The sequence below is a fragment of the Agrobacterium sp. fls2-241-TYG-188a genome (assembly GCF_030209845.1).
This window is the reverse complement of record NZ_JARVRD010000001.1, coordinates 1,233,924-1,259,582: the sequence shown is the minus strand read 5'-3', so window position 1 is coordinate 1,259,582 and position 25,659 is coordinate 1,233,924. Positions and strand designations below refer to the sequence as shown.

Annotated in this window: 19 protein-coding genes; 9 read left to right on the top strand and 10 right to left on the bottom strand. The window is 59.4% G+C overall.

What is annotated here, in order from left to right:
- Positions 1-62 precede the first annotated feature (62 nt).
- The 6 genes from QRN85_RS05415 (at position 63) to pbpC (ending at position 10,307) form a co-directional block, all read left to right on the top strand.
- Complete coding sequence (locus QRN85_RS05415) at positions 63-572, top strand: prolyl-tRNA synthetase associated domain-containing protein (RefSeq protein WP_113218463.1); 510 nt, start codon at positions 63-65, stop codon at positions 570-572.
- A 57-nt stretch (positions 573-629) separates the two neighbouring features.
- Entirely contained in the window at positions 630-1,625 is a 996-nt protein-coding gene (trxA, locus tag QRN85_RS05410; protein ID WP_284756960.1) for a thioredoxin, read from the top strand.
- 143 nt (positions 1,626-1,768) lie between these two features.
- Positions 1,769-2,440, top strand: coding sequence for an LON peptidase substrate-binding domain-containing protein (locus QRN85_RS05405; RefSeq protein ID WP_162723276.1), 672 nt, complete (start codon positions 1,769-1,771; stop codon positions 2,438-2,440).
- An 11-nt stretch (positions 2,441-2,451) separates the two neighbouring features.
- On the top strand, positions 2,452-2,640 hold the full coding sequence (locus QRN85_RS05400; protein ID WP_062590162.1) for a Trm112 family protein: 189 nt from the start codon (positions 2,452-2,454) through the stop codon (positions 2,638-2,640).
- Between the two features lie 135 nt (positions 2,641-2,775).
- Positions 2,776-8,229, top strand: a complete 5,454-nt coding sequence (locus QRN85_RS05395; RefSeq protein WP_284756964.1) for an alpha-2-macroglobulin family protein — start codon at positions 2,776-2,778, stop codon at positions 8,227-8,229.
- The gene (gene pbpC, locus QRN85_RS05390) at positions 8,226-10,307 is read left to right on the top strand and encodes a penicillin-binding protein 1C (RefSeq protein WP_284756966.1); all 2,082 of its coding nucleotides are present in this window, start codon (positions 8,226-8,228) and stop codon (positions 10,305-10,307) included. Before QRN85_RS05395 ends, pbpC begins: the two co-directional genes overlap by 4 nt.
- A gap of 18 nt (positions 10,308-10,325) precedes the next feature.
- Here the strand turns inward: pbpC and QRN85_RS05385 are convergent, their stop codons facing one another.
- From QRN85_RS05385 to QRN85_RS05370, 4 genes are all read right to left on the bottom strand, one after another.
- Positions 10,326-11,078 (bottom strand): ABC transporter ATP-binding protein, encoded by a 753-nt coding sequence (locus QRN85_RS05385; protein WP_062590166.1) that lies wholly within the window; start codon positions 11,076-11,078, stop codon positions 10,326-10,328.
- Positions 11,072-12,139 carry a FecCD family ABC transporter permease gene (locus QRN85_RS05380; protein WP_062590168.1) on the bottom strand — a complete coding sequence of 356 codons (1,068 nt, stop codon included), beginning with the start codon at positions 12,137-12,139 and terminating at the stop codon, positions 11,072-11,074. Before QRN85_RS05380 ends, QRN85_RS05385 begins: the two co-directional genes overlap by 7 nt.
- The gene (locus tag QRN85_RS05375; protein WP_502870754.1) at positions 12,139-13,239 is read right to left on the bottom strand and encodes an ABC transporter substrate-binding protein; all 1,101 of its coding nucleotides are present in this window, start codon (positions 13,237-13,239) and stop codon (positions 12,139-12,141) included. Before QRN85_RS05375 ends, QRN85_RS05380 begins: the two co-directional genes overlap by 1 nt.
- A 119-nt stretch (positions 13,240-13,358) precedes the next feature.
- Entirely contained in the window at positions 13,359-14,492 is a 1,134-nt protein-coding gene (locus QRN85_RS05370) for an ABC transporter substrate-binding protein (protein ID WP_062590173.1), read from the bottom strand.
- A 110-nt stretch (positions 14,493-14,602) separates the two neighbouring features.
- Here QRN85_RS05370 and QRN85_RS05365 point away from each other — a divergent pair, with 110 nt between their 5' ends.
- A complete protein-coding gene (locus tag QRN85_RS05365) occupies positions 14,603-15,418 on the top strand; it encodes a class I SAM-dependent methyltransferase (protein WP_284756974.1) in 816 nt (271 codons plus the stop codon).
- A gap of 1,503 nt (positions 15,419-16,921) precedes the next feature.
- On the opposite strand, the gene QRN85_RS05360 is transcribed toward QRN85_RS05365, so the two are convergent.
- The 6 genes from QRN85_RS05360 to QRN85_RS05335 form a co-directional block, all read right to left on the bottom strand.
- Positions 16,922-17,767, bottom strand: coding sequence for a dipeptide ABC transporter ATP-binding protein (locus QRN85_RS05360; protein ID WP_062588373.1), 846 nt, complete (start codon positions 17,765-17,767; stop codon positions 16,922-16,924).
- Complete coding sequence (locus QRN85_RS05355) at positions 17,764-18,621, bottom strand: ABC transporter ATP-binding protein (RefSeq protein WP_112962094.1); 858 nt, start codon at positions 18,619-18,621, stop codon at positions 17,764-17,766. The genes QRN85_RS05360 and QRN85_RS05355 overlap by 4 nt, the downstream gene beginning before the upstream one ends.
- Before the next feature lies 1 nt (position 18,622).
- The gene (locus tag QRN85_RS05350; RefSeq protein ID WP_062588372.1) at positions 18,623-19,531 is read right to left on the bottom strand and encodes an ABC transporter permease subunit; all 909 of its coding nucleotides are present in this window, start codon (positions 19,529-19,531) and stop codon (positions 18,623-18,625) included.
- A gap of 15 nt (positions 19,532-19,546) precedes the next feature.
- Positions 19,547-20,551, bottom strand: coding sequence for an ABC transporter permease subunit (locus QRN85_RS05345; RefSeq protein ID WP_062588370.1), 1,005 nt, complete (start codon positions 20,549-20,551; stop codon positions 19,547-19,549).
- Between the two features lie 143 nt (positions 20,552-20,694).
- Positions 20,695-22,293, bottom strand: coding sequence for an ABC transporter substrate-binding protein (locus QRN85_RS05340; RefSeq protein ID WP_062588369.1), 1,599 nt, complete (start codon positions 22,291-22,293; stop codon positions 20,695-20,697).
- Between the two features lie 292 nt (positions 22,294-22,585).
- Positions 22,586-23,278, bottom strand: coding sequence for a superoxide dismutase (locus tag QRN85_RS05335; protein WP_284756980.1), 693 nt, complete (start codon positions 23,276-23,278; stop codon positions 22,586-22,588).
- A 147-nt stretch (positions 23,279-23,425) separates the two neighbouring features.
- On the opposite strand from QRN85_RS05335, the gene QRN85_RS05330 reads away from it, so the two are divergent.
- Both QRN85_RS05330 and QRN85_RS05325 read left to right on the top strand, forming a co-directional pair.
- The gene (locus QRN85_RS05330; RefSeq protein ID WP_284756981.1) at positions 23,426-24,490 is read left to right on the top strand and encodes an NAD(P)-dependent alcohol dehydrogenase; all 1,065 of its coding nucleotides are present in this window, start codon (positions 23,426-23,428) and stop codon (positions 24,488-24,490) included.
- A 101-nt stretch (positions 24,491-24,591) separates the two neighbouring features.
- Positions 24,592-25,647 carry a sugar phosphate isomerase/epimerase family protein gene (locus QRN85_RS05325; protein WP_062588363.1) on the top strand — a complete coding sequence of 352 codons (1,056 nt, stop codon included), beginning with the start codon at positions 24,592-24,594 and terminating at the stop codon, positions 25,645-25,647.
- Positions 25,648-25,659 lie beyond the last annotated feature (12 nt).

Here is a 25,659-nt window from a genome sequence, read left to right as displayed (position 1 = left end):
GCTTTTGAGGGCCTAATGACAATGGCACAGAGTGACGAATCCATTGATGCGAGAAAGCCGATATGAGCGAGCAATCCACCAAGACAGCGCAGGACCTTTTTGCTTTGCTGGATGGGCTCGGCATTGCCCATACGACCTATGAGCACGAGCCCGTGTTTACCGTCGCAGAGTCGGAATCGCTGAGAGACCGTATTCCCGGCGGCCACACCAAGAACCTTTTCGTGAAGGACAAGAAGGACAGATATTTCGTCCTCACCGTCGAGGAAAATGCAACGGTGGATCTGAAGACGGTGCATAAGGTGATCGATGCATCGAGCAGGGTGTCTTTCGGCAGGCCGGAAAAGATGATGGAATATCTGGGTGTCGTTCCAGGCTCCGTTACCGTCTTCGGCGCCATCAACGATACGGGAAACCAGGTAACCTTCGTACTGGACAGCGAGTTGATGAAACATGACCTCATCAACGGCCATCCGCTCTCCAACGACGCAACCACGACGATTGGCCGGGATGATCTCATTCGCTTTCTGGAAGCGACGGGTCATGCGCCGCTCGTCTTGAAAGTAACCGAGTAAAGTACGATCTTTGCGCCAGTGAGTGGCGAGATCCTGCGCAGTGAACGGAGACCTTGAATGAGCGGAACCAACAACCCCTACGGAACGTCCATGGGCGGACACATGACCGGCTCCGTGCAATATGGCGGCGGCGCGCCAGCGTCTTCGCCCACGCCCGCGCCCGCGAGTGCTGAGGCATCCCACATCAAGGATACGACCACGGCGGCCTTCTCGAAGGACGTCATGGAAGAATCCCGTCGACAGCCCGTGCTGGTGGATTTCTGGGCGCCATGGTGCGGGCCCTGCAAGCAGTTGACCCCCGTTCTGGAAAAGGTCGTCAACGAAGCCGGTGGCCGCGTCAAGCTGGTCAAGCTCAATATCGATGACCACCCGTCCATTCCCGGCCAGCTGGGCATCCAGTCCATTCCCGCCATCGTCGCCTTTCAGGATGGTCGCCCGGTCGATGGTTTCATGGGTGCGGTGCCGGAAAGCCAGATACGGGAATTCATCGACAAGATCGCCGGGCCTTCGGCTGATGATCCGGCTGCGGAAATCGAAGCGGCTCTGGCTGAAGCAAAGCAGCTGCTAGCCGATGGCGATCATCAGGGTGCCGCTCAGCTTTTCGGCTTCGTCATGCAGGTCGACCCGGAAAATCCGGTCGGTGTCGCAGGCATTGCCGATTGCATGATTGCGCTGGGTGAATATCAGCGTGCGAGCGATCTCCTGGCCTCGGTGCCGGAAGACCTCCTGGCGGACGCGGCGGTTCAGGCTGTTGCCAGGAAGCTGGCGCAATATGAAGAGGCCCGTGCCCTGGGTGATCCTGCTGCTTTGGAGCGGGAGCTTGCAGCCAACCCTGACAATCACGATGCGCGTATGAAGCTTGCCAAGATTTTCAACGCGCAGGGCCGACGCGACGACGCAGCCGACCAGTTGCTGACCGTGATGCGCAAGGACCGCGCTTATGAAGACGATGGCGCGCGCAAGCAGCTGGTGGAGTTCTTCGAAAGCTGGGGCTTCAAGGACCCGGCAACGGTTACGGCGCGTCGGAAACTGTCTTCGATATTGTTTTCTTGAGGATCGGCTTGCGCTTGATGGGCGCAGACCACATTTATAGGATGATGCGTAAAACCTGTGCTGGCATTTCCATGGCACAGGCTCACGCGCCGGTATCGCGCTGTAAACATGGTGCGATGTATCTATAAGAGAGGGATTGATCCATGCATGTCGGAAATGCCAGATATCTGAAAGACTCCGATCTGCCCGACGTGGTGCCCGTTTTCCCTCTGCCCGGTGTGCTGCTTTTGCCGGAAGGGCAGCTGCCTCTCAATATTTTCGAGCCGCGCTACCTCGCCATGTTCGATGCGGCAATTGCCGGCGATCGGCTCATTGGCATGATCCAGCCAGCCCTGCAGGGTTCGGATGGTGCCCTGGGTGCGGGTCCGCTCAGCCAGGTTGGCTGTATCGGTCGCATCACCTCCTTCTCTGAAACCGGCGATGGCCGCTACATCGTATCGCTGAGTGGCGTCTGCCGTTTCCGTGTTCTGGAGGAAGTTTCCAACGGTAACCCCTATCGCACCTTCCGTTATGCGCCTTTCATCTCCGATCTGTCCGGAGAGTACGATGAAGACGCCGTGGACCGCGAAAACCTGCTGCGCGTCTTTCGTGCCTTCCTGGATGCCAATCAGCTGGAGGCGGATTGGGAGAGCGTGGAGCGGGCGGGCAACCGCGTGCTTGTCAATTCACTGTCCATGATGTCGCCTTTCGGTCCCGCTGAAAAACAGGCTCTGCTGGAAGCGCCGGATCTGAAATCGCGTGCCGATACGCTGATTGCCATCACCGAAATCGCCCTTGCCCAAGGCAGCGCCGAAGGCGGAAGCACTTTGCAGTAGAGGGGAGGGCCATGGACACGAAGCTCAGCAATGTCGAACCCAAGCTGCTCGATCTTCTCGTCTGCCCGCTGACCAAGGGGCGCCTTTCCTATGACCGCGAAAACGCTGAGCTGATCTCGGAAAAGGCAAAACTCGCCTATCCAATCCGCGATGGCGTCCCGATCATGCTGATTTCCGAGGCGCGCCATATTGAGGACTGAGGGCCTCACCCTGCCATAGGGTAAGGCGGTCGCGATGCAAATCTGCGCGATGGCTTAAAAGCATAGTCCTTTGCGTTGACTTTCGATTTGAAATCCGACCAGAGTCCCCCCGTCATGCATACCGGGGAGGGCCTGATGTCGATGCGTGCTGTTCTAGGAAGTCTTTTTGTCGTTGCCGCCACTCTCGTCGTGCAGCCTGCGCTTTCGCAAGAGGCGTCGCGAAAAATCGTCACCACGCAGAATGGTGATTATTTCGGCTTCGATCTTCGCACGGAACAGAATGTTTCCCTTCCCCAATGCGAAACCATTTGCCTCAATGATACCTCCTGCAAGGCCTTTACCTATAATCCCAAGGTAAAATGGTGTTTCCTGAAGTCGGATTTCAACCAGCTCAACGCCTTCCCGGGGGCGATCGCAGGCAAGGTCGTGGCTGTCGCAAGCGAGCCGGATATCGGCGCACCACAGCGTCTTTCCTTTGTGGAGGACACGCTCTACCGCGAAGCCCGGCGTTTGAAATCCGGACTGTCGTCGGCAGAGGGCGATGAGGCGCAGGGTGTCGAGGCCTTCCTTGCGCAAGCACAACAGCTCGTCGCCGCCCGTGATGTTCCAAAGGCAGTCGAGAGCTACAAGTCTGCCCTGGCGCTCAATCCCGATGACGGTGCCGTCTGGGTGGAAATGGCGCAAACGGCGATGGCTGCTGAAAATGATTATGAGATCAGAGGACAGGCGGTGGTCGCGGCTCTCAATGCCTATCAGTTGAGCCGCACCCTTGGCGCCCGCACCACCGCGCTCAATGTGCTCGCACAGGCATTTGAAAAGACGCAGAGCTACCGGGCGGCGATCAATGCCTATAAGGCAAGCCTTGCCCTGTCGGATGACGCACAGACGCGGGCGGCCTATGTCGATCTGCGCACCCGCCAGGGCTTCCGCGTTTCCAACAATACGGTCGATACGGATAGTGTCAGCCCACGGGCCTGCATCCAGTTTTCAGAACCGCTGGTCAAACAGGGCGTCGATTATTCCTCCTTCGTCACGCTGGATGGCGCGGCCCCGAAAGCCATTGAGGCAAAGGGAAGCGAAATCTGCGTTGAAGGGCTTGTGCATGGCCAGCGCTACAAGATCGCGCTTCGCTCCGGCTTGCCCTCTTCGGTCGATGAGCCGCTGGAAAAGCAGGTCGATCTGGATGTCTATGTCCGCGACAGGTCCGGTTCGGTCCGCTTTACGGGCGAAAATTTCGTGCTGCCCGGCACCGCGCGGCGCGGCATTCCGCTTGTGTCTGTCAATATAGATCACGCCGATCTCAAGCTGTACCGGGTCGGAGACCGCAACATCACGGCGCTGCTGACCAGTTCGCAGTTCCTGACGCAGATGGATGGCTACGGCACGGATCGCATCGAGAACGAGATCGGCGAACTGGTCTGGCAGGGCGGCATCGATATCCAGAACGAGCTGAACAAGGATGTCGTCACGTCCTTTCCGGTGGATGAGGCCCTGCCGCAACGCAAGCCCGGCATCTATGTGCTGACCGCCGTGCCGCCCGGCACCGCGCCAGATAATTGGGATTCGCGCGCCACGCAATGGTTCCTCGTGTCGGATACCGGCATCACCACCTATGCCGGCACAGATGGGCTCAATGTCTTCGTCCGTGCGCTCAGCAGCGCAAAGCCGCTGGAAGGTGTGGCGCTTCAGCTCTTGGCAAAGAACAATGAGGTGCTTGCGACAGCAACCACGGATGCGCAGGGCCGCGCGATGTTTTCTGCCGGGCTGATGCGCGGTACTGCCGGTCAGGCGCCTGCCATCATCACCGCGCGCAACGGCGATGGCGATTATGTCTTTCTGGATATGACGCGCGCCGGTTTCGATCTGTCAGACCGTGGCGTGACGGGCCGGGCCGCGCCCGGTGCCATCGATGTCTTCAGTTGGACGGAGCGCGGCATCTACCGCGCCGGTGAGACCGTCCATGCAGCGGCTCTCGCGCGCGATATCGAGGGCAATGCGGTCGAGAACCTGCCGCTTACCTTCATCTTCTCCCGTCCCGATGGCGTCGAGGATCGCCGCTTCGTCAGCGACGGCAAGGCATTGGGTGGCCATACGGTCGATTATTCCCTGCAGGAAAGCGCCATGCGCGGCACCTGGACCATGCGCGTCCATACCGATCCAAAAGCCGCTGCCATCAGCGAGAAATCCTTCCTCGTCGATGATTTCGTGCCTGATCGGACCGAGTTTGATCTCACCAGCAAGGCAAAGGAGATCGACCCTGCGGCGGATACCGCCATCGAGGTCGATGGCCGCTATCTCTATGGCGCGCCCGCTGCCGGGCTTGAGCTTGAGGGCGAGGTCGCGCTGAAGCCGACGCGCATCCGTGATGGCTTCGAAGGCTACATGTTCGGCTTGGCCGATGAGGAAACGGAAGAGGAAAGCCGCACGACGCTCGACGCGCTTCCAGCGCTGGATGAGAACGGCAAGGCCACGTTTGATGTCGCCCTTGCCGACATGCCCTCCACCACCCAGTTTCTGGCCGCCGATATCACGGTCAGAATGCGCGAGGCCGGTGGCCGCGCGGTTGAGCGGTCCCTGACCCTGCCGGTCAAATCCGAAGGCGCGATGATCGGCATAAAGCCGGAATTTTCCGGCGATCTGGCCGAAAATTCCATTGGCCGCTTCCACGTCATCGCCCTTGGGCCAGACGGTGCGAAACAGCCCATGGCTGGCCTCACATGGAAACTGATCAAGGTCGAACGCAATTATCAATGGTACCGTCAGGGCAATTCCTGGCGCTATGAGCCGGTCGTCTACACCAAGCAGGTTGAGACCGGCACACTGTCGGTCGATCAGAATGGCGGCGAGATCTCCGTCCCTGCCGCATGGGGCCGCTACCGGCTGGAAGTCGAGAGCGCGCAGGCCAATGGCCCAACTTCAAGCGTCGAGTTCGATGCTGGCTGGTTCGTTTCGGCGAGCTCCACGGAAACGCCGGATGCGTTGGAAATTGCGCTCGACAAGCAGAGCTACAAGATTGGTGAGACCGCCAGGTTGCAGGTCACATCCCGCTATTCCGGGCAGTTGATGGTCACATCGGGTTCGGAAAAACTGATTTCGGTGCAGACTGTCGAGATTGGCGACAAGGGCGGTGAAGTCGAAATTCCCGTTACGCAAGAATGGGGCGCGGGCTCCTATGTCACCGCCACGCTTTTCCGCCCCGGCGATGCGCAGGAAAGCCGTATGCCAATGCGAGCCATCGGCATCAAATGGCTGAGCGTCGATCCGGCAGAGCGAAAGCTCGGCATTGCGCTCACGCTTCCCAAACAGACCATGCCGCGTCAGGCTTTGGAAATTCCGTTGCAGGTCTCAGGGGCCGGTGTGGGTGAGAAAGCCTATGTCACCGTCGCCGCTGTCGATGTCGGCATTCTCAATCTCACCCGTTACGAAGCGCCAAAGCCAGACGAATGGTATTTCGGCCAGCGACGTCTGGGCCTTGAAATCCGCGATCTCTACGGACGCCTCATCGATGGCTCGCTTGGTGCCACGGGGCGCCTGCGCACCGGCGGGGATGGCGGTCAGGTCGCTTTGCAAGGCAGCCCGCCAAAGGAAAAACTGGTCGCCTTCTTTGCTGGTCCGGTCGAACTGGACGCCGAAGGCAAGGCTGTCGTCCGGTTCGATATCCCCCAGTTCAACGGCACCGCACGTGTCATGGCAGTTGCATGGAGTAAGACCGGTGTCGGACATGCCCAGCAGGATGTCATCATCCGCGATCCACTTGTCGTCACGGCCAGCGCTCCGAAGTTCCTCAGCCCCGGGGATGTCTCGCAAATGCGGATCGACATCGCCAATACCGATGGCCCCGCGGGAGATTATACGCTTGGCATCGCCAGCAACATGGCGCTCACGGTCGATCAGGGTGAAGTCTCGCAAAGCCTTGCGCTGGAAAAGGGCGGCAAGACATCGCTGACCGTGCCATTGACGGGCGAGAACCCCGGTAATGGCGCGATTACGATCACGCTTGCCAATTCAAGTGGGCTGTCCCTGCAACAGGTGCTGAACATTCCGGTCCGCCCGGCCGTCCTTCCTGTCACCGTCAGGCGCAATATCCAGATCGCCCCCAACAGCAGCCTTTCCGTGGATGGAAATCTTCTGGCAGACAGTATGCTGCTCGGCTCCTCCGTCGCGGTCAATGTCACGCGCTCGCCTGCCTTCGATGTTCCCGGGCTGGTCATGATGCTGGACAAATACCCCTATGGCTGTGCGGAACAGACCACAAGCCGCGCCTTGCCGCTGCTTTATGTCTCCGAACTCATGAAGCAGCGCGGCGGCGCTGACGATCCAGATATCCGCAAGCGGGTGCAGGATGCGATCTATCGCGTCCTGTCCTTCCAGTCCTCATCGGGCAGCTTTGGCCTCTGGGCTCCGGGAGAGGGTGATCTCTGGTTGGACGCCTATATCACCGATTTTCTGACGCGGGCGCGGGAGCAATCCTTCGATGTTCCTGAAACCGCCATGGTGCAGGCGCTCACCAATCTGCAGAACGGTCTGGCCTATGACAGCAACGTCAAGGATCGCGGCAACGAGATCGCCTATTCGCTCTACGTCCTCGCCCGCAATCGCAAGGCCGCCATCAATGATCTGCGCTATTACGCAGATACGGCGCTGAATGATTTTCCAACACCACTGGCAAAGGCGCACCTGGCATCCGCCCTGTCTCTTTATGGAGATGCGGCGCGCTCGAAATCCGTCTTCGGCGCATCGCTCAGCATGGCGGCTGCCACCGCCAGGGTCAGTCTCGCACGGGCGGACTATGGCTCGGCCTTGAGAGATGGCGCAGCCTCGCTCGCACTTGCCGCAGAAAGCCGCCCGGTACCGGCGGTCGTTCCGCAACTGGCCAGCACGGTTGCCAAGGCATGGGATGCCAAACCGCACACCAGCACGCAGGAACAGGCCTGGATGCTGCTTGCCGCCCGCGCGCTGAAGGGTGAAGACAAGGATGTGCGGCTGGATATCAACGGCACGCTGGAACAGGGCGGCTATAGCAAAAGCGTCAGTGGTGACGAGTTGCTGCAATCTCCCATCAAAATAGTCAATGCCTCGAAGGATACGGTGACGGCGGTCGTCACCACGGTCGCGCCACCCGCACAGCCATTGCCTGCAGGCGGCGAAGGCTTCGATATCCAGAAAACCTACTACTCCATGGATGGAGAAGAGGTGAATATCAGCGAAGCCACGCAGAATGAACGCTACGTCGTCGTCCTGAATGTCGTGCCGAAAAACGACTGGCAATCGCGCATCATGGTCACGGACCTCTTGCCGTCCGGCTTCGAAATCGACAATCCAAGCCTCGTCAACAGCGCAGCCTTGAGCAATTTCGACTGGTTGCCGGAAACGCAGGCAGCCCATACCGAATTCCGCTATGACCGCTTTGTGGCTGCTCTCGACCGTTCCGCAGGCGATGCGTCCGAGATGACCCTTGCCTATGTCGTGCGTGCCGTCACCCCCGGCACCTACGACAATCCGGCAGCGACGGTGGAAGATATGTACCGGCCGCAATTTTCCGCGCGCACGGCAACCGGTCGCATGGAGGTCCGCGCGGCGCAGCAATGATCAGGTGGCGGGCGTTCATCAGCGGCTTTGTCGTCGCCACGGTTGCGACAGGAGCCGTCCTCTATGGCCTTGACCGGCTGGACCGCGCCTATCCTCCGCCGCTGCGCAACGCCCGCCTCGTATCGCAGGAGGTGCTGGATGCGGATGGCAGGTTGCTTCGTGCCTTCGCAACGCCGCAGGGCCGCTGGCGGCTCAAGACTTCGGTTGCAGATGTCGATCCGCAGTTCGTTCGAATGCTCGTCGCCTATGAGGACCAGCGCTTCTTCGATCACGGCGGCGTGGATTTTCAGGCGCTGGGTCGCGCCGCATGGCAGTTGCTAACGAACGGTCGCATCGTGTCCGGCGCCTCCACCCTTTCCATGCAGGTCGCGCGGCTGATAGAGCCGCGCACGGACCGTTCGCTCAATGCCAAGCTTCTGCAGATGGTGCGGGCTTGGCAGATAGAGCGGCGGCTCAGCAAGCAGCTGATCCTTGAGCTCTATCTCAACATCGCGCCTTATGGCGGCAATCTTGAGGGGGTGCGCGCGGCAAGCCTCGCATGGTTCGGCAAGGAACCCCGGCGGCTGGAGACGGCAGAAGCCGCCCTTCTGGTATCGCTGCCGCAATTGCCTGAAAAGCGCCGCCCGGATCGTTTTCCGCAGGCAGCAACGCTTGCCCGGCAGCGCGTGTTGGAACGCCTTGCCGTCTCGCAGGTCGTGGGACAGGGTGAAGCCGCCCGCGCCTCTGTAGCGGCCATTCCCGCAAAACGGCTGGACCTGCCGTCTTTCGCACCGCATCTGGCTCAGGCGGCGCGCTTCAGGTCTCCCGACGCGTTGAGCATCGGCACGACGCTTCGCCTGCCTGTCCAAAGAGAGCTTGAAGCTCTCGCACAGCGTTCCGCCGAAAAGCTTGGGGACAGGGTCTCGGTTGCCATCATCATGGCCGATAGCGCCACCGGTGAAATCATTGCGGATGTCGGCTCCTCGGATTTTCTCGATCATGCTCGCCGGGGCTGGGTGGATATGTCCCGCGCGGTACGCTCTCCCGGTTCCACGCTGAAACCCTTCATCTACGGCCTTGCCTTCGAAAATGGTCTGGTTGCGCAGGAAAGCATCATCGAAGATCGCCCGGCGGATTTTGCGGGTTACAGGCCGCGGAATTTCGACATGCAGTATCAGGGCGATGTCTCCATTCGTCAGGCGCTGCAACTGTCCTTGAATGTACCCGCCGTGCGCCTGCTGGATGCCGTCAGCCCGGCTGCGCTTATGGTGCGCTTCCGCCGTGCCTCGGTGCAGATGGTGTTGCCAAAGGCAGAAGCGCCGGGGCTTGCCATTGCGCTTGGCGGCGTCGGCCTGTCGCTGGTGGATCTCGTCCAGCTCTATGCCGCACTTGCCAATGGCGGCCAGCCCGTGCAGCTTGGAGATGGAGTGCGCGCACGCCCCGCGAGGCTGGATGTGGATCCGCTATTCTCAAGGGCAGCAGTCTGGAATGTTACCGATGTCCTCTCCGACGTTCTGCCGCCGCTCGGCATGAAACAACGCGGCATCGCCTATAAGACGGGCACGAGTTACGGTTATCGTGATGCATGGTCGGTCGGCTTTGATGGACGTCATGTCATTGGCGTGTGGGCCGGGCGTGCCGATAATGGCTCCGTTCCGGGTCTTGCCGGCTATGCGTCCGCAGCCCCCATCCTGTTTGAAGCCTTTGCCAGATCAGGTGTCGCCATCACGCCGTTTCAGCCGCCACCGCCGGGTGTTTCCCGGCTTGTCTACCGGGACCTGCCCGCAAACCAGCGCCGTTTCAGCGTCACCTCGGGTGGGCTTTTGTCGGCCTCGCGGCGTGAGCCATCGCCGCAGATCGTCTATCCGCCGGAGGGTGCCCGCATCGAACTGTCCAGCCAGGATGGCGCGCTGGCGCCCTTGGTTTTGAAGTTGCAGGGCGGACGTGCCCCATTTCACTGGCTGGCCAATGGCAAGCCCCTGCCACAGCCAACCCGCCGCCGCAGCAGCGAATGGGTGCCGGAAGGGCAGGGCTTTTCCACTCTTACCGTCATCGACGCAGATGGCAGAGCCACCAGCGTCAGGGTCTTCGTTGAATAGGTGTGCGAAGTACTGGCCTCAGGCCGTCCCATCCACGAGAACGAAGGGTTGTCCGCGCGAGCACATTTCTATGCGGGCATCCACCTTGTAGATGTCGCGCAGCATGTCCGGTGTAATCACGGTCCCGGTCTGGCCGCTCACAACCATTTCGCCATTCGAAATGACAATCGTGTGCTCGCAATAGCGCAGGGCGTGGTTCAGGTCGTGCAGGGCAATCAGCACGATCATGCCGTTGCGGCGGGCAAGCTGGGTAATGAAGTCGAGCACTTCCACCTGCCGGTGCAGGTCAAGCGCCGATGTCGGCTCGTCCATCAGAAGCACTTCGGGCTTGCGCACCAGCGCCTGCGCCAGCGATACCAGCTGCCGCTGGCCGCCGGAAAGTTCGCCAAGCCCCCGGAAGGCAAGGTTGTGGATGTTCAGCGCCTTCAAGATCGCATCGATTTCGGCCAGTTCGTCGTCATGGACTTTCCAGCCGCTGCCCTGCTTTGCCGAAAGCAGAATGGATTCGTAAACGGTCAGCACGGCATTGGCGCCGGTGTCCTGCGGCATGTAACAGATGGTGCGCGGACCCTGTTCGGTCTGCGAAAGCGTTACGACGCCGGGGCCCTTGATAAGACCGGCAATGCGTTTGAACAGGGTGGATTTTCCGGCTGCGTTGGGGCCGATGACGGCCGTCACGCTTCCGGCTTCCAGCATGTCCATGGTCACATTGGCAAGAACGGTGGTGCGCCCATATTGTGCGCCGACGTCCTGAAGGGCAAGGGCTACCATGCGCGTCTCCTGTTGGAGAAAATGAGGACAAAGAAGAAGGGCACGCCCACCAGCGCGGTGATGACGCCAATCGGCAGAATGGCGCCAGGGATCAGGACCTTGCTCACAACCGAGGTGACGGACAGCAGCAAAGCTCCGCAAATGACCGAGCCGGGCAGGAAGAACCGTTGGTCCTCGCCAACGACCATGCGGGCAATGTGCGGTCCGACAAGGCCGATGAAACCGATGGTGCCGACGAAGGAAACCGGAATTGCGGCTAGAAGGCTCACTGTCAGCATGGTCTGCAGCCGCAGGCGGCGCACATTCACGCCCATGCTGGCGGCCTTGTCATCGCCCAGCCGCAACGCCGTCAGCGCCCAGGCATTTTTCATGAACAGTGGCACGGTCAGCACCAGGATGGCGGCTGTCACATAGACCTTCGGCCACGTCGCCTTGGTCAGGCTGCCCATGGTCCAGAACACCACGGCGGCAAGCGCCTGTTCGGAAGCCAGATATTCCAGCAGCGAAAGGGCGGCGTTGAAAGTGAAAACGAGTGCAATACCGAGCAGAACGATGGTTTCGACGGAAACGCCGCGCATCGTCGAAGCGAAGTGAATGAACATCGCCGCCAGCATCGCCATCAGGAATGCGTTGATCGGCACCATATATTCCACGGCACCGGGGAAAATCGCAACGCCGCCGACAAGGGCGAGCGCCGCACCGAAGCTCGCGGCAGCCGAAATGCCGAGCGTGAAGGGGCTGGCAAGCGGGTTGGAAAGGATCGTCTGCATCTGCGCACCGGCCACCGACAGCGAGGCGCCAACCGTCACCGCCATCAGCGCGATCGGCATACGGATATCCCAGATCACCACGCGCAACTGGTTTGCCACCGCCGCCGGATCCATGATCGCGCCGATCACTTCAGACAGGGAATAGCGCGCCGGGCCGAGCGCCATGTCGGTGGCGATGCTGAGACACAGGGCCACAACAAGGCCGATCAGGATCAGGATGCGACGCGCGGCAAGGGCGCGATATTGCTCGCGCCCCGTTGCCTTGATCTCAGTTTCCACCAGCGTGGCCATCAGTTGGAACCTTTTTCAAGCGATACGAAATATCCGGGCTTATAGCTCACCGGCAGGAATTTTTTGTGGAATTCGTCAAAATTCTTTTCCGGGTCCAGATCCGCAAAGAGTTCGGGGTGGAACCACTTTGCAAATTGCTGAATGGGAACGAACTCATAAGGCGCACCGTAGAACTGGTGCCAGACCGCATGGGCGTTACCCTTCTTGACAGCCTCCAGCTCGGTAAAGGGTGTGCGTGTCATCAGCTTGGCAAGGCGCTCGCGTGCAATCGCCATGTCTGCCCCGCGGCCAACCGGCACGAACTGGTTGATGTCCGACTCCGCCGCCCAGTTGGAGCCTGTTACGATCACATGCTCAGGGTTTGCCACCAGCAACTGCTCAGGATTGAGATCGCCGAACGTGGTCTTGATGACATCGGCTGCAATGTTGTGGCCACCGGCCTGTTCCACCATGGCGCCGAAGTTGACCGGACCGAAGGTGCGGCAGCAGGTGTTCTCGCCGGAAATTCCCGGCGCCCGCTCGATGAAGACGTTGGGACGCTTGAGGTCCTTGGTGGCAGCAAGCTTGTCCGTCACCAGCGCAATCTGGTCGCGGCGGTAGGCGATGAATTCTTCGGCCTTCTTTTCGGCACCGAAGATAACGCCGAGATTTCGGATGGAGTTTTCGCTGTTCTTGTCCGGGTTGAGGCGAAAATCGACATAGACGACCTTGATGCCCGCTGCCGCGGCCTTTTCCTCAAAGCCGCTTTCCTTGGCCGTCTTTTCCACTTCAAGGTTCAGCGTAATCACATCGGGCGACAGGGAAATGGCCTGCTCCAGGCTGAAATCCCCCTGTGGCAGATAGCCGAACTTCGGCAGCTTCGCGATCTGCGGGAAGCGCTCCAGATACGCCTGGTAGCTGTCGGGATCCTTGGTGATCACGTCATCGCGCCAGCCGACGATGGTGTCGAATGTCGTGTCGTTCTTCAGCGCCGCAATCACGTGGATCTGCCGCGCCTCACCGACGATGACCCGCTTTGCGGGCGCGTCGATCTCCACCTTTCGCCCGGCGGAATCGGTTATTTCGGCTGAAAATGCGGGCGCTGAAACAAGCGCGAGCATGAGAGCGGCGATCCGCTTGAACGGGCTGAGCGACATGGTGGTCCTTTCGATCCTCTGGAGTGGTGACGGAGCCTTCGGTTCGGCTCCGCCAACGGTTGCACCGGCGCGGCCTTCGCGCCTTAGCTGTCGTTCTTCAGCGATACGAAGTAGCCATCCTTGTATTCCAGCGGCAGGAAGCGGGAATGCAGTTCCTTGAAGGTCGCCTGCGGGTCCAGATCCTTGAACAGGTCAGGATGCAGCCACTTGGCAATTTCCTGGATGGCGACGAACTGATACGGGTTGTTGTAGAACTGGTGCCAGATGGCGTGGACATTGCCATCGGCGACAGCCTTGACGCCGGTGAAAGCAGGGCGCTTCGTCAGGTTTTCCAGCTTGCGGTGTGCTTCCTTCAGGTCCGCACCGTAGCCCACGCCCACCCAGTTGCCGCCGGGCACATAGGCATCCCACTTGCCGCCGGTGATGATGATCTGGTCCGGGTTGGAGGCGATCACCTGCTCCGGATTGACCGTGCCGAAAGTGCCGGGAATGATGTCCTTGGCCATGTTGATGCCACCGGCAATTTCGACCATCTTGCCGAAGTTTTCATTGCCGAAGGACATGCAGCAATCGTCCGAATAGCCGCCTGCGCGCTCAACGAAGACAACCGGCTTCTTCGGCTTTTCCTTGTCGAGGATGTCGGTGACTTTCTTGATGTTGTCGGCGCGGAATTTGATGAAGTCTTCCGCCACATCTTCCCGGCCCATCAGCTTGCCCATCACGCGCATGCTTGGCTCGGTGTTTTCCATCGGCTTTTCGCGGAAGTCGACATAGACGAGCGGAATGCCGACCTTGCCGAGCTTTTCGATGTAACCGGCTTCCTCGGTCGCCGTCTTGGCGTCGATGTTCATCAGGATCACGTCGGGCTTCAGCGAAACGGCCTGCTCGATATCGAAGGTGCCGTCCTTCATCCCGCCGAATGTCGGCAGCTTTGCAATGTCTGGGTACTTGGCAAGATAGGCCTGGTAGGTTTCCGGGTCTGCCTTGGCAAGATCGTCGCGCCAGCCAACCACATGCTCGAACGGGTTGCTCTTGTCGAGCGCCGCGAGGAAGTAGATCTGTCGGCCTTCGCCCAGAATGACGTGCTTGACCGGCACGTTTACCTCAACGTCGCGGCCCGTCACATCCTTGATGGTGACCTTGTCGGCAAGCGCTGGCAAAACAGTGGAAACGAAAAGACCCATTGCAAGAATGGCGGATTTGCCTCTAATGCGCATCGAAATTGTTCTCCAGTAAAACTGACTGCGCTTTAAGGATTTATGATTGACGTAGTCAAGTTTTATCTTTTAGAGCTTTTCAAAACTGGCAGTCGTGAAGGTTGGACGTCATGGGCGGTGCGGATAGTTACGGGACCAACTTTGGTCTTCGGGATGAAATCAAGGCATATTGGTCGGCGCGCGCCGCCACTTTCGATCTTTCGCCCGGCCACGAGATTTTTTCCGAAGAAGAACGGGCAGCCTGGCACCGTCTCGTTGAAAAACATCTTGGCCGTGGGGAAGGCAGAAGCGCTCTTGATCTTGCCAGCGGCACTGGCGTCATTTCGCATGTCATGGATGATCTCGGCTATCGCGTTACGGGGCTCGACTGGGCCGAACCCATGCTGGAGCGGGCCAAGGCCAAGGCAAAGCATCGCAATCGCTCCATCACCTTTCGCATGGGCGATGCCGAAAATACCATGGAGCCGGATGCGGCCCATGACGTCATCATCAACCGCCATCTGGTCTGGACGCTGGTAGATCCGAAAGCAGCCTTTCAGGAGTGGCTGCGGGTGCTCAAGCCCGGCGGCAGCGTCCTCATTGTCGATGGTGATTTCGTGAATGTCAGCCTCGCTGAAAAGCTGTTGAAGAAGCTGGCGGATAAGCTGTTGAAAATGGGTGTCCTGAAGCCGGAACCGGTCCATATGCCCTCCGACATGGCCGGAACGCATAACAGCATCCTGTCACGCGTCTATTTCTCGAAAGGCGCCCGCGCCGAAGCCGTCGCCGCCCTTCTGCGGGAAGCGGGTTTCGAAGACGTGGTGATCGATACGGACCTGCGCGAGATCCACAAAACGCAGGCGAAAAACTGGAACATCCTCAAGGCCACCGCCCGCGGCATCCAGCACCGCTACGCCATCCACGCCCGCCGCCCCACATCCGGCTGATTTGCGGCCCGGGTATAGGTTTCAGACCGTCACACCAGCTTTCGTCACCCGGCCACTTCCTCTCGTCCACCCGTGGCACATCCTCTCGTCGGCATCTTGAGGCACTCTCCCCCGTCATCCCGGACTTGATCCGGGATCCAGCCGCCTTGCGTCTGCAAGGCGAGAGGACTCAAACAACGGGGCGGTCGTACGAAGACGTCTCCCGGCGCGCAGACGCGCGCCTGCTGGACCCCGGATCAAGTCCGGGGTGACGGAGGGTGGGGTGGCGCCGCACAAAAATACCCACGCCAAATCAACACCTTGCCGCTTCCCCCCGCAAAAACCCTCAAAATTCTTTCTGCATTTCATTCACACCCTCTGCACCTGAAGCACAATTCTCCCGTTCCGCCCTCGGATACACCGCAAGGCGTTGCGGCGAGGCGGGATCGGCGCTGGTGGGTAAGAGGCTACGCATCCTCTTGGTCATCGGGGTCGAGCAGCAATCCCCCCGGCGGCAACGGGAGGAGGGTGACGCGGTTTCGGACCGGCTGTCGTCACGCTCTCGATGCCCGACCTGGTTGCGTGGATGGCGTCGTCAGGCTGAACCACAGTCTGAAGTCGCCCTTCCATGTGCCAGGAGCCTCGTCGCCGGGTGTACCGACAGCTCATCGTCCCTCTGGTCGAACGCGACCACAAGGGATTGAAGCGAAAGTCAGGCGGTACACAGGAAGACGCTGCATCTGCCCCGCCCGTTCATTGAGACGGTGCGGACGGATCGCAAGGGATGCACCTGGCCGGGGCTGGCGGGTGCGGATCTTGCGGGAGACGGGTCGTTCCGGTCTGCGCCTTGATTTTTCGGCGCGGGCAGAGGCGAAGGCAGGTGTGGCTGAACTGGCAGGGTGCCTTTCCGCAAGGGATGGCACCACCCGGATGGGAAGGGTCGGGCCTTGGCAATGTCCGACCGGCTCTCCGGCAAGGTTTTACCCTTGCCATCCGGTGTCTGCCAGCCGTGGCAAGAGGATTGCTGTTTGGCCAAAAGAGCCGAACGGGGCGCTGAAAGGTGCCACTTATAGACTACCCAACGAGGCAGCTTGCAGCGCCCCGTCCGACATACCCATGGCCGCAAATGGTCATGGGGCCAGAGAAGGAAGCATACCACGGGCAGCCTCTGCCGCGTGAACGGCGAAGCTTGGAATAGAGGTCGCCGGGTTTTTTGACAGGATTGAATGGACCGAGCAGCGCCTGCCGCCGTAAGCAGCCACGCCGCTATCCGCAAATGGAAAAGCCCGGAATTTCCGGGCTCAGTCTGCAGGTGAATGTCACTTCAATGAGGACTGTCCGGAGTAGTACAGCCATATGCGACTTGAGCTCCAAGGGGAGCCATACCCAGTGTGATCCGCCTCTAAGATCGCGAAAGAGGCTAACGCTCCGCCGAGGCTGAGCGGTACCACGGCGTTAAAGTCATAAGACTTCAAACGTGCCACACCAGCGGCTTCAAGCCCGGCAGGGCCGGGCTTGTCGATTTCAACCTGCCTTTGCCAGTTTCTTGGCGGCAACGCGGGCGCGGATGGACTCCACGTCTGCCTTAGGTGTCGCGGCAAAAAGCGTGCGGGTATAGGCATGTTTCGGGTCGGAGAAAACCTCCTCGCGTGTGCCATATTCCACGGCTTCGCCGAAATACATCACCATGACTTCGTCAGCGATATATTTGACCACCGAAAGGTCATGCGAGATGAAGACATATGTCAGGCCGAACTCGTCCTGCAGGTCGGCAAGCAGGTTCAGCACCTGTGCCTGCACCGAAAGGTCGAGCGCCGATACCGGTTCGTCCAGCACCAGCAGCTTCGGGTTCAGCATAAGCGCGCGCGCAATGGCGATACGCTGGCGCTGGCCGCCGGAGAACATGTGCGGATAGCGGTTGTAATGTTCAGGCCCCAGACCCACGCGCACCAGCATGTCATTGGCTTTTTCGCGGCGCTCTGCCGAGGACATGTTCGTGTTGATCAGCAGCGGCTCGCCAAGGACGTCGCCGATCTTCTGGCGCGGGTTCAGCGAACCATAGGGGTTCTGGAACACGATCTGCACCTTCTGGCGCATCTCAGCCGTCAGATGGCCGGGACGGGTATCGACCTTCTGCCCATCGATCAGCAATTCGCCAGAAGTCGGCTCGTCGATGAAGGTCAGCATCCGGGCCAGCGTGGACTTGCCGCAGCCGCTTTCGCCGACGATTGCCAGGGTCTTGCCGGTTTCGAGGGCGAAAGACACCCCTTTCACCGCATGAATGATCTTCTCCGGCTTCATGAAGCCGCCGGGCAGGCGGTAATCGCGCTTCATGTTGCGGATTTCGAGCATGGTGTTGTTGGCGGTCATGCTGTTTCTCCCGCAGCAGGCGTGGGCGTGCCGTCAAAGAATTGCGAAACGGTCGTCAGGCGGTCACCGGTCGCATTTTCGGGCAGGGCGGCCAGCAGTGCCTTGGTATAGTTGCTCTTGGGGTTCTCAAACAGGGAAAGCACATCGGCCTCCTCCATCTTCTTGCCCTTGTACTGCACCACCACGCGGTCGGCGGTTTCCGCCACCACGCCCATGTCATGGGTAATCATGATGAGGCCCATGCCGTTTTCGGCCTGCAGCTTCATCAGCAGATCGAGGATCTGCTTCTGGATGGTCACGTCAAGCGCGGTTGTCGGTTCATCGGCGATCAGAAGCTTCGGGTTGCAGGCAATGGCAATCGCGATCATCACGCGCTGGCACTGGCCACCGGACATCTGGTGCGGGAAATGCTTCAGTCGCTCTTCCGGGTCGGGCAGGCCGACGAGGGTGAACAGTTCGATGGCGCGGGCGTGGCGCGTCTTCTTGTCCATGCCCATGTGGATGCGCAGGACTTCCTCGATCTGGAAACCAACGGTGAAGCAGGGGTTGAGGCTGGCCACCGGTTCCTGGAAGATCATGGCAATGTCCTTGCCGATCAGTGTACGGCGCTCGGACGCGCTGATCTTCTGGATATCCTTGCCCTGAAACAGCATACGGTCGGCGGTAATGCGGGCGGTCCAGGGCAAAAGCCCCATCACGGCCAGCATCGAGACGGATTTGCCGGAACCGGATTCTCCGACGATGGCGAGGACTTCGCCCTTCTCGACGGAAACGGAGATGCCGTCCACGGCGCGGAACCAGCCATTGGCAGTTTCAAACTCGACGGTCAGATTATCGACTTGCAGAAGTGCCATGTCAGGACCTCTTCAGTTTCGGGTCAAGCGCATCCCGCAGTCCATCGCCCACCAGATTGATGGCGAGAACGGTGATCAGGATGGCAAGGCCGGGGAAAGTAACGACCCACCAGGCGCGCAGAATAAATTCGCGCGCTTCGGCAAGCATGGTGCCCCATTCAGGCGCGGGCGGCTGGGCACCCATGCCAAGGAAGCCAAGGGCGGCCGCATCGAGAATGGCGTTCGAGAAGGACAGTGTGGCCTGAACGATGAGCGGGCCCATGCAGTTGGGCAAAATGGTCTTGAACATCAGCCGCAACGGACCGGCACCAGCCAGACGGGCGGCGGTGACGTAATCGCGTTCCTTCTCGGTCATGACGGCGGCGCGCGTCAGGCGCACGAAGTGCGGCTGAAGAACGAGCGCGATGGCGATCATGCCATTCGTCAGGCCGGGGCCCAGAATGGCGACGAGAACCAACGCCAGAAGCAGCGACGGGAAGGCGAGAATGATGTCCATCAACCGCATGATGACCGTGTCCAGCCAGCCGCGATAGTAACCGGCGATGACACCGATGATGATGCCCGTTGTCAGCGAAAGGCTGGTCACGAAGACGCCGATGAACAGTGAATATTGAGCACCGTGGATCAGTCGCGAGAGAATGTCGCGACCAAGCGGATCGGTTCCGAGCGGGAAGCTCCAGTTGCCGCCCTGCATCCATGCCGGGGGCAGAAGGATGGTATCGCGGTACTGCTGGAACGGCGAGTGTGGGGCGATGACCGACGCAAAAACGGCGACGATCACGATGATGGCGAAAACATAGAGGCCGATGACGGCGCCGCGGTTTTCGGAGAAGTAATGCCAGAATTCGGACAGCATCTGGCGGCGCATCGCCGCGCTGCTGACCGGCTGGCTCTGAGTGGTTTCAGCCATGGAACTAGTCACCTCTTAGTGGCGGATGCGCGGGTTGATCAGGCCGTAAAGCACGTCGACAACAAGATTGACGAACATGATGATGCCGGCGATCAGCAGCAAGCCACCTTGAATCACGGGGTAATCGCGACGGAAGACGCTATCGACCATCCACTTGCCGATGCCCGGCCAGGAGAAGATCGTCTCGGTCAGGATCGCACCTGCCAGCATGACGCCGATCTGCAGGCCGATGGTGGTGATAACAGGGATCAGCGCGTTGCGCAGCGCATGCAGTCCCACCACGCGGAAGGGCGACAGCCCCTTGGCACGGGCGGTTCTGATATAATCGTCCGACAGCACTTCCAGCATGGCCGAGCGCGTCTGGCGGGCAATCACCGCAAGCGGGATTGTGGCGAGCACGATGGACGGCAGGATGAGGTGGCTGACGGCGGAGGCGAATGCACCCTTCTGGCCCGACAGCAGCGAGTCGATCAGCATGAAGCCGGTGACCGGCGGGAAGAAGAACATCAGCGAGATGCGTCCCGAAACCGGCGTCCATTGCAGGATGCCTGCAAACAGGATGATCAGCAGCGGTCCCCACCAGAAGATCGGCATGGAATAGCCGACCAGCGAGACGCCCATCATGGTCTGGTCGAAGAACGAGCCGCGCTTGATGGCTGCAATCACGCCGGCGGGAACGCCGATGACGATGGCAAGGATGATCGCGCAAAGGGACAGTTCGACGGTTGCCGGAAAGAGGGCAAAGAACTGGTCGATGATCGGCGACTTGGACACGATGGACGTGCCGAAATCACCCGACAGGATGCCTTTCAGATAATCCAGATACTGGATGACCATGGGGCGGTCCATGCCAAGGGCGGCGCTGATCTGCGCGTGCCGCTCTGGCGACATGACGCGTTCGCCGGACAAAAGAGCGACAGGGTCGCCCGGCAGAAGCCGGATGAACATGAACGCGATAATGGAAACCCCGATGAAGGTCGGGATGAGCACGGCGATACGCCGCACGAGAAAGCCAATCATGAAAAACCTTCGATCTGTTCCGCGCGGGAACCTATGCGCTGGCAGTAGCGACCTTTTCGGTCTGCTTCTTGTTGTGTGTGGGCAGAACGCAAGTGCCGCGCGCCTTGAACCAAGACACGCGGCATTTTCAGATGCGTCCGGTATTACTCGGCGATATCAACGTTTTCGAACGTGAAGTCACCCAGCGGGCTCTGGACGAAACCTGTGACTTCCTTGCGCATCGGAACGACGGACAGGGAGTGGTCGATGGTGGCCCATGGAGCCTGCTTCTTGAAGACAACCTGAGCTTCTTCGTAAAGCTTGGTGCGCTCAGCCTGATCGGTGGTGATCTTGGCCTTCTTCACCAGTGCGTCGAAGTCCTTGTCGCACCATTGTGCACGGTTGTTGCCGCCAACGGCATCGCAACCCAGCAGCGTGTCAAGGAAGTTGTCCGGATCGCCATTGTCACCGGTCCAGCCGAGGAAGACTGCGCCGTCACGGTCCTTTGCCTTCGAACGGTCGAGATATTCGGCCCATTCGTAGGAAACGATCTCGACCTTCACGCCGATCTTGGCGAAATCATCCTGAATGACTTCGGCAGCGCGGCGGGCGTTGAGCATGTAAGGACGCGAAACAGGCATCGCCCAGACCTTCATCGAAAGATCCTTGACGCCAGCATCTGTCAGCATCTTCTTTGCTGCTTCCAGATCGTATGTGTCGTCTTCGACCTTGTCGTTGTAGGACCACATTGTTGGTGGCAGCGGGTTCTTGGCAGGTGTTGCCATGCCCTGGAACACGGCGTCAACGATAGCCTTCTTGTTGATGGCCTTGTTCAGCGCCTTGCGGACTTCCGGCTTGTCGAAGGGAGCCTGCGTGGTGTTGTAGGCGAGGTAGGCAACGTTGAGGCCTTCCTGCTCCAGAACCGTCAGGGACTTGTCTTCCTTCATCGACTTGACGTCTGCAGCGTTCGGGTAAGGCATCAGGTGGCATTCGCCAGCCTTCAGCTTCTGGAAACGAACGGCGGCATCGGTGGTGATGGCGAATACGAGATCGTCGATCTTTGGCGCGCCGCCCCAATATTCCTTGTTGGCCTTGAAGCGGATAACGGCATCCTGCTGGTAGGCGACGAAGGCGAATGGACCGGTGCCAACAGGCATCTGGTTCAACTGGGCCTGCTTGCCTTCCGCGGCGAGCTTGTCGGTGTATTCCTTCGAAACGATCGAAGCGAACGGCATCGCAAGGTTCGCGAGGAACGGAGCTTCCGGACGGTTCAGGGTGAACTTGACCGTCATGTCGTCGACTTTTTCAACGGACTTGATCAGCTTGGGGAAGCCCATGCCTTCGGCATATTCCCAGGACGTGCCAGTGACATATTGATGCCATGGATTGTCGGTCTTGATCTGGCGCTCGATGGAGAAGACGACGTCGTCGGCGTTCAATTCACGTGTTGGCGTGAAGAATTCGGTGGTCTGGAACTTCACGCCCTTGCGCAGCTTGAAGGTGTAGACGGTGCCGTCCTGCGACACTTCCCAGCTCTCGGCCAGGCCAGCAACTGGCTTGGTGGTGCCGGGTTCGAATTCGAGAAGGCGGCTGTAGACGGTGTGGGCCGAGGCATCGAATGTGGTGCCTGCGGTGTAAAGGCCCGGATCGAACCCTTCCGGGGAACCTTCTGAGCAATATACGAAGGTTTTTGCGCTTGCGGCACCCGCAAAGCACGTCGCCGAAAGCAGAGCCGCAGCGATTAGGCCAATTTTGTATCTCATAATAGAGCTCCCAATTTTTGTATCCGGCTCGCTTATTCCGCGACTACCGATGCAATGTGGTTATAAGAAACCTTGCACATACTCAAGCGGGGAACTTAAACGATTCAGGTCATTTTTGACCAAATGTTCAACTTCCCGCGATTTTGATACTAATTTAGGCGGAAGGATTAGAATCTTTGTCTAGAGAATGAGACAAAATCTGCTGCATCTTCGCTATCTGGCACTATTTCAGGCAAGAATGGCGCCCCGAATTCTCAAGGCGCCATTGATATGAAATCTTGATGACAGGCGATCAGGCCTTGGTCATCTTGTCGCCGACGATCCGCCAGTTCACGAGATTTTCAAGAACGGCCTTGATGTGCGCCGGTTTGCGGTTCTCATAATCCACATAATAGGCATGTTCCCAGATATCGATGCCGAGATATGCGGGTCTGCCGACGGCGACCGGGTTGTTGCCGTCCTCATAACCAACAAGGGCAAGCTTGTTCTGGTCATCGCGGGTCAGCCATACCCAGCCGGTGCCGAAGACTTCATCGGACGTGGAAACGGCTTTCTCTACGAACTTGTCGTAGTCGCCGAATGCCGCATTCAGTTCTTCTGCGGCCTTGCCGTCGGGCCTGTTCGGTCCGCCCGGCGTAAACTGCTCCCAGTAGACGATGTGGTTCCAGGCTTGTGCGGCGTTGTTGAAGATCTTCTTGTCAGCCGTCTTGGAAGCGGAAGCCTTCATGATGGCTTCCAGATCCATATCCGCATAGGGCGTGCCCTTTGCCAGTGTGTTCAGCTTGTCGAAATAGGCTTCGTGGTGCTTGCCGTAATGCAGGCCGACGGTTTTTGCGGAAATGTGGGGTGCAAGAGCGTCTTCAGCAAAGGGAAGCGGTGGCTGCGTCAGCGGCAGTGCTGCCTGTGCAAGCGATGGTGCGGAAAGGGCGGATGCCGCAGCGGTTGCCGCTGTCGCCGCCATGATGGCGCGTCTCGTCAATAGCATTTTTCTGTCTCCTCTGGATGACGCTTGGGGGTTATCGTCGATGGCAAACAGGTTCGGCTAGGAAAAGTTTCTTTTAGAGCTTGCTTATTCGGGAGCTCTCTATTTTGTTATCCCAATTGCAGTGATGATGATGTCTAGGAGGACGCGATGCAGTCTCAGGGTAAATCGGGCGAAGAGCGCGCGTTGGTGCTGGAGGAAAAAGGCAAGCTGTCGTTACGTGCCTTGCCGCTAAATGAAGAGGTCGGGCCTCACGATGTGCGCATCGCCATCCATACGGTCGGCATTTGCGGCAGCGATGTGCACTATTACACCCATGGTGCCATCGGAAATTTCGTGGTGCGCGAACCTATGATTCTCGGGCATGAGGCTTCCGGTACCGTTACCGAGGTCGGGTCCCAGGTGACCACACTTGCGGTCGGCGATCGTGTCTGCATGGAGCCGGGTATTCCCGATCCCATCAGCCGTGCGAGCCGGATCGGTCACTACAATCTCGATCCTGCCGTACGTTTCTGGGCTACCCCGCCCGTCCAGGGCGTGTTGCGGGCATCCGTCGTTCACCCGGCTGCCTATACATTCAAACTCCCTGACAATGTGTCGTTTGCTGCAGGCGCTATGGTCGAGCCGCTGGCGGTGGGTGTGCAGGCGGCCACCCAGGCAAAGGTCAAGCCCGGTGATATCGCTGTCGTTATCGGCGCCGGTCCCATCGGTCTGGTAACGGTTCTGGCGGCCCTTGCGGCGGGATGTGCGCGGGTGATTGTGTCCGACGTCGATCCGGTCAAGCTGGACATGGCGCGTGGCCTTGGCCCCGTCGAGACGGTCAATGTGCGCGAAAGCAACCTTGCCGAAGAGGTGTTGAAATCCACCAATGGCTGGGGCGCGGATGTCATTTTCGAGTGCTCCGGTGCAGAGGTTGCCATCACGCATGTATTCGAGCCCTTGAGACCCGCAGGCACCGTCGTGTTTGTGGGGATGCCGACAAAGCTGGTCGCCTATGATGTCGTGGCAGCGCAGATCCGCGAAGCACGGGTGGAGCATGTCTTCCGTTATGCAAACGTGTTTGGTCGCTGCGTCGACATGCTTGCATCCGGCGCTATCGATGTTGCGCCGCTGATTACCCGCACCTTTGACTTCGAAGACAGTATCAAAGCCTTCGATATCGCCGCTTCCGCGCCAGCGGGCGAGGTGAAGATGCAGATTCTCATGCCTCGTTGATGTTTGAGGGTTGCACGAAATTTACCAGCGGTTAGCTTATGCCGCGTTGTGGGCGGTGAGGCTGGAACCGTTCAACTGTATCGATGCAGGAGGAGAAATTCATGAAGACGATCAAGGGACCGGGACTTTTTCTCGGTCAGTTTGCAGGCGATGCCGCACCGTTCAATACGTGGGATGGCATTACCAAATGGGCGGCTGAGAAGGGTTATCTGGGGGTGCAGGTGCCGACTTGGGCCGGACAGCTGATCGACCTTAAGAAAGCATCTGAATCGAAGGATTACTGCGATGAATTTGCCGGTGTCGCCCGTCAGAACGGCGTTGAAGTGACCGAGCTTTCGACCCACTTGCAGGGTCAGCTTGTCGCTGTGCATCCGGCCTATGACGAAGCGTTTGACGGTTTTGCAGCACCGGAGGTGCGCGGTAACCCCAAGGCGCGTCAGCAATGGGCTGTCGAGCAGGTGAAGATGGCGCTCAAGGCATCGCGTAACCTGGGCATCGACGCCCATGCGACATTCTCAGGCGCGCTTGCATGGCCGTTCATATACCCCTGGCCGCAGCGGCCCGCCGGTCTGGTCGAGGCCGCCTTTGACGAGCTCGCCAAGCGCTGGACGCCGATCCTTGATTTTGCGGACGAACAGGGTGTTGACGTCTGCTATGAAATCCATCCCGGTGAAGACCTGCATGATGGCGTAACGTTTGAGATGTTCCTGGAGCGTGTGAAGAACCACAGCCGCGCCAACATGCTCTACGATCCCTCGCATTACGTGCTGCAATGCCTGGATTATCTCGACAATATCGACATCTACAAAGACCGCATCAAGATGTTCCACGTCAAGGATGCGGAGTTCAATCCGACCGGCCGACAGGGCGTTTACGGCGGCTACCAGGGCTGGGTCGAACGGGCAGGGCGGTTCCGCTCGCTGGGTGACGGCCAGGTGGATTTCGGCGCAGTCTTTTCGAAAATGGCAGCGAATGATTTCAGCGGCTGGGCTGTGGTGGAATGGGAATGTGCACTCAAACATCCTGAAGACGGTGCAGCGGAAGGTTCCGAATTCGTGAAGGCGCATATCATTCGCGTTACGGAAAAAGCCTTTGACGACTTCGCCTCCAGCGGCACCGACGATGCTGCCAATCGCCGAATGCTCGGCCTTTCATAAATTCCGAGGAGA

What these genes read in the sequence shown, in the direction of transcription:
- QRN85_RS05325 (WP_062588363.1), top strand. Translation starts at nt 24,592, where the DNA reads ATGAAGACGATCAAGGGACCGGGACTTTTTCTCGGTCAGTTTGCAGGC.
- QRN85_RS05375 (WP_502870754.1), bottom strand. Translation starts at nt 13,239, where the DNA reads ATGCTCGCGCTTGTTTCAGCGCCCGCATTTTCAGCCGAAATAACCGAT.
- QRN85_RS05340 (WP_062588369.1), bottom strand. Translation starts at nt 22,293, where the DNA reads ATGAGATACAAAATTGGCCTAATCGCTGCGGCTCTGCTTTCGGCGACG.
- QRN85_RS05335 (WP_284756980.1), bottom strand. Translation starts at nt 23,278, where the DNA reads ATGCTATTGACGAGACGCGCCATCATGGCGGCGACAGCGGCAACCGCT.
- trxA (WP_284756960.1), top strand. Translation starts at nt 630, where the DNA reads ATGAGCGGAACCAACAACCCCTACGGAACGTCCATGGGCGGACACATG.
- QRN85_RS05380 (WP_062590168.1), bottom strand. Translation starts at nt 12,139, where the DNA reads ATGGCCACGCTGGTGGAAACTGAGATCAAGGCAACGGGGCGCGAGCAA.
- QRN85_RS05350 (WP_062588372.1), bottom strand. Translation starts at nt 19,531, where the DNA reads ATGGCTGAAACCACTCAGAGCCAGCCGGTCAGCAGCGCGGCGATGCGC.
- pbpC (WP_284756966.1), top strand. Translation starts at nt 8,226, where the DNA reads ATGATCAGGTGGCGGGCGTTCATCAGCGGCTTTGTCGTCGCCACGGTT.
- QRN85_RS05345 (WP_062588370.1), bottom strand. Translation starts at nt 20,551, where the DNA reads ATGATTGGCTTTCTCGTGCGGCGTATCGCCGTGCTCATCCCGACCTTC.
- QRN85_RS05385 (WP_062590166.1), bottom strand. Translation starts at nt 11,078, where the DNA reads ATGGTAGCCCTTGCCCTTCAGGACGTCGGCGCACAATATGGGCGCACC.
- QRN85_RS05330 (WP_284756981.1), top strand. Translation starts at nt 23,426, where the DNA reads ATGCAGTCTCAGGGTAAATCGGGCGAAGAGCGCGCGTTGGTGCTGGAG.
- QRN85_RS05395 (WP_284756964.1), top strand. Translation starts at nt 2,776, where the DNA reads ATGTCGATGCGTGCTGTTCTAGGAAGTCTTTTTGTCGTTGCCGCCACT.
- QRN85_RS05360 (WP_062588373.1), bottom strand. Translation starts at nt 17,767, where the DNA reads ATGACCGCCAACAACACCATGCTCGAAATCCGCAACATGAAGCGCGAT.
- QRN85_RS05415 (WP_113218463.1), top strand. Translation starts at nt 63, where the DNA reads ATGAGCGAGCAATCCACCAAGACAGCGCAGGACCTTTTTGCTTTGCTG.
- QRN85_RS05370 (WP_062590173.1), bottom strand. Translation starts at nt 14,492, where the DNA reads ATGCGCATTAGAGGCAAATCCGCCATTCTTGCAATGGGTCTTTTCGTT.
- QRN85_RS05365 (WP_284756974.1), top strand. Translation starts at nt 14,603, where the DNA reads ATGGGCGGTGCGGATAGTTACGGGACCAACTTTGGTCTTCGGGATGAA.
- QRN85_RS05405 (WP_162723276.1), top strand. Translation starts at nt 1,769, where the DNA reads ATGCATGTCGGAAATGCCAGATATCTGAAAGACTCCGATCTGCCCGAC.
- QRN85_RS05400 (WP_062590162.1), top strand. Translation starts at nt 2,452, where the DNA reads ATGGACACGAAGCTCAGCAATGTCGAACCCAAGCTGCTCGATCTTCTC.
- QRN85_RS05355 (WP_112962094.1), bottom strand. Translation starts at nt 18,621, where the DNA reads ATGGCACTTCTGCAAGTCGATAATCTGACCGTCGAGTTTGAAACTGCC.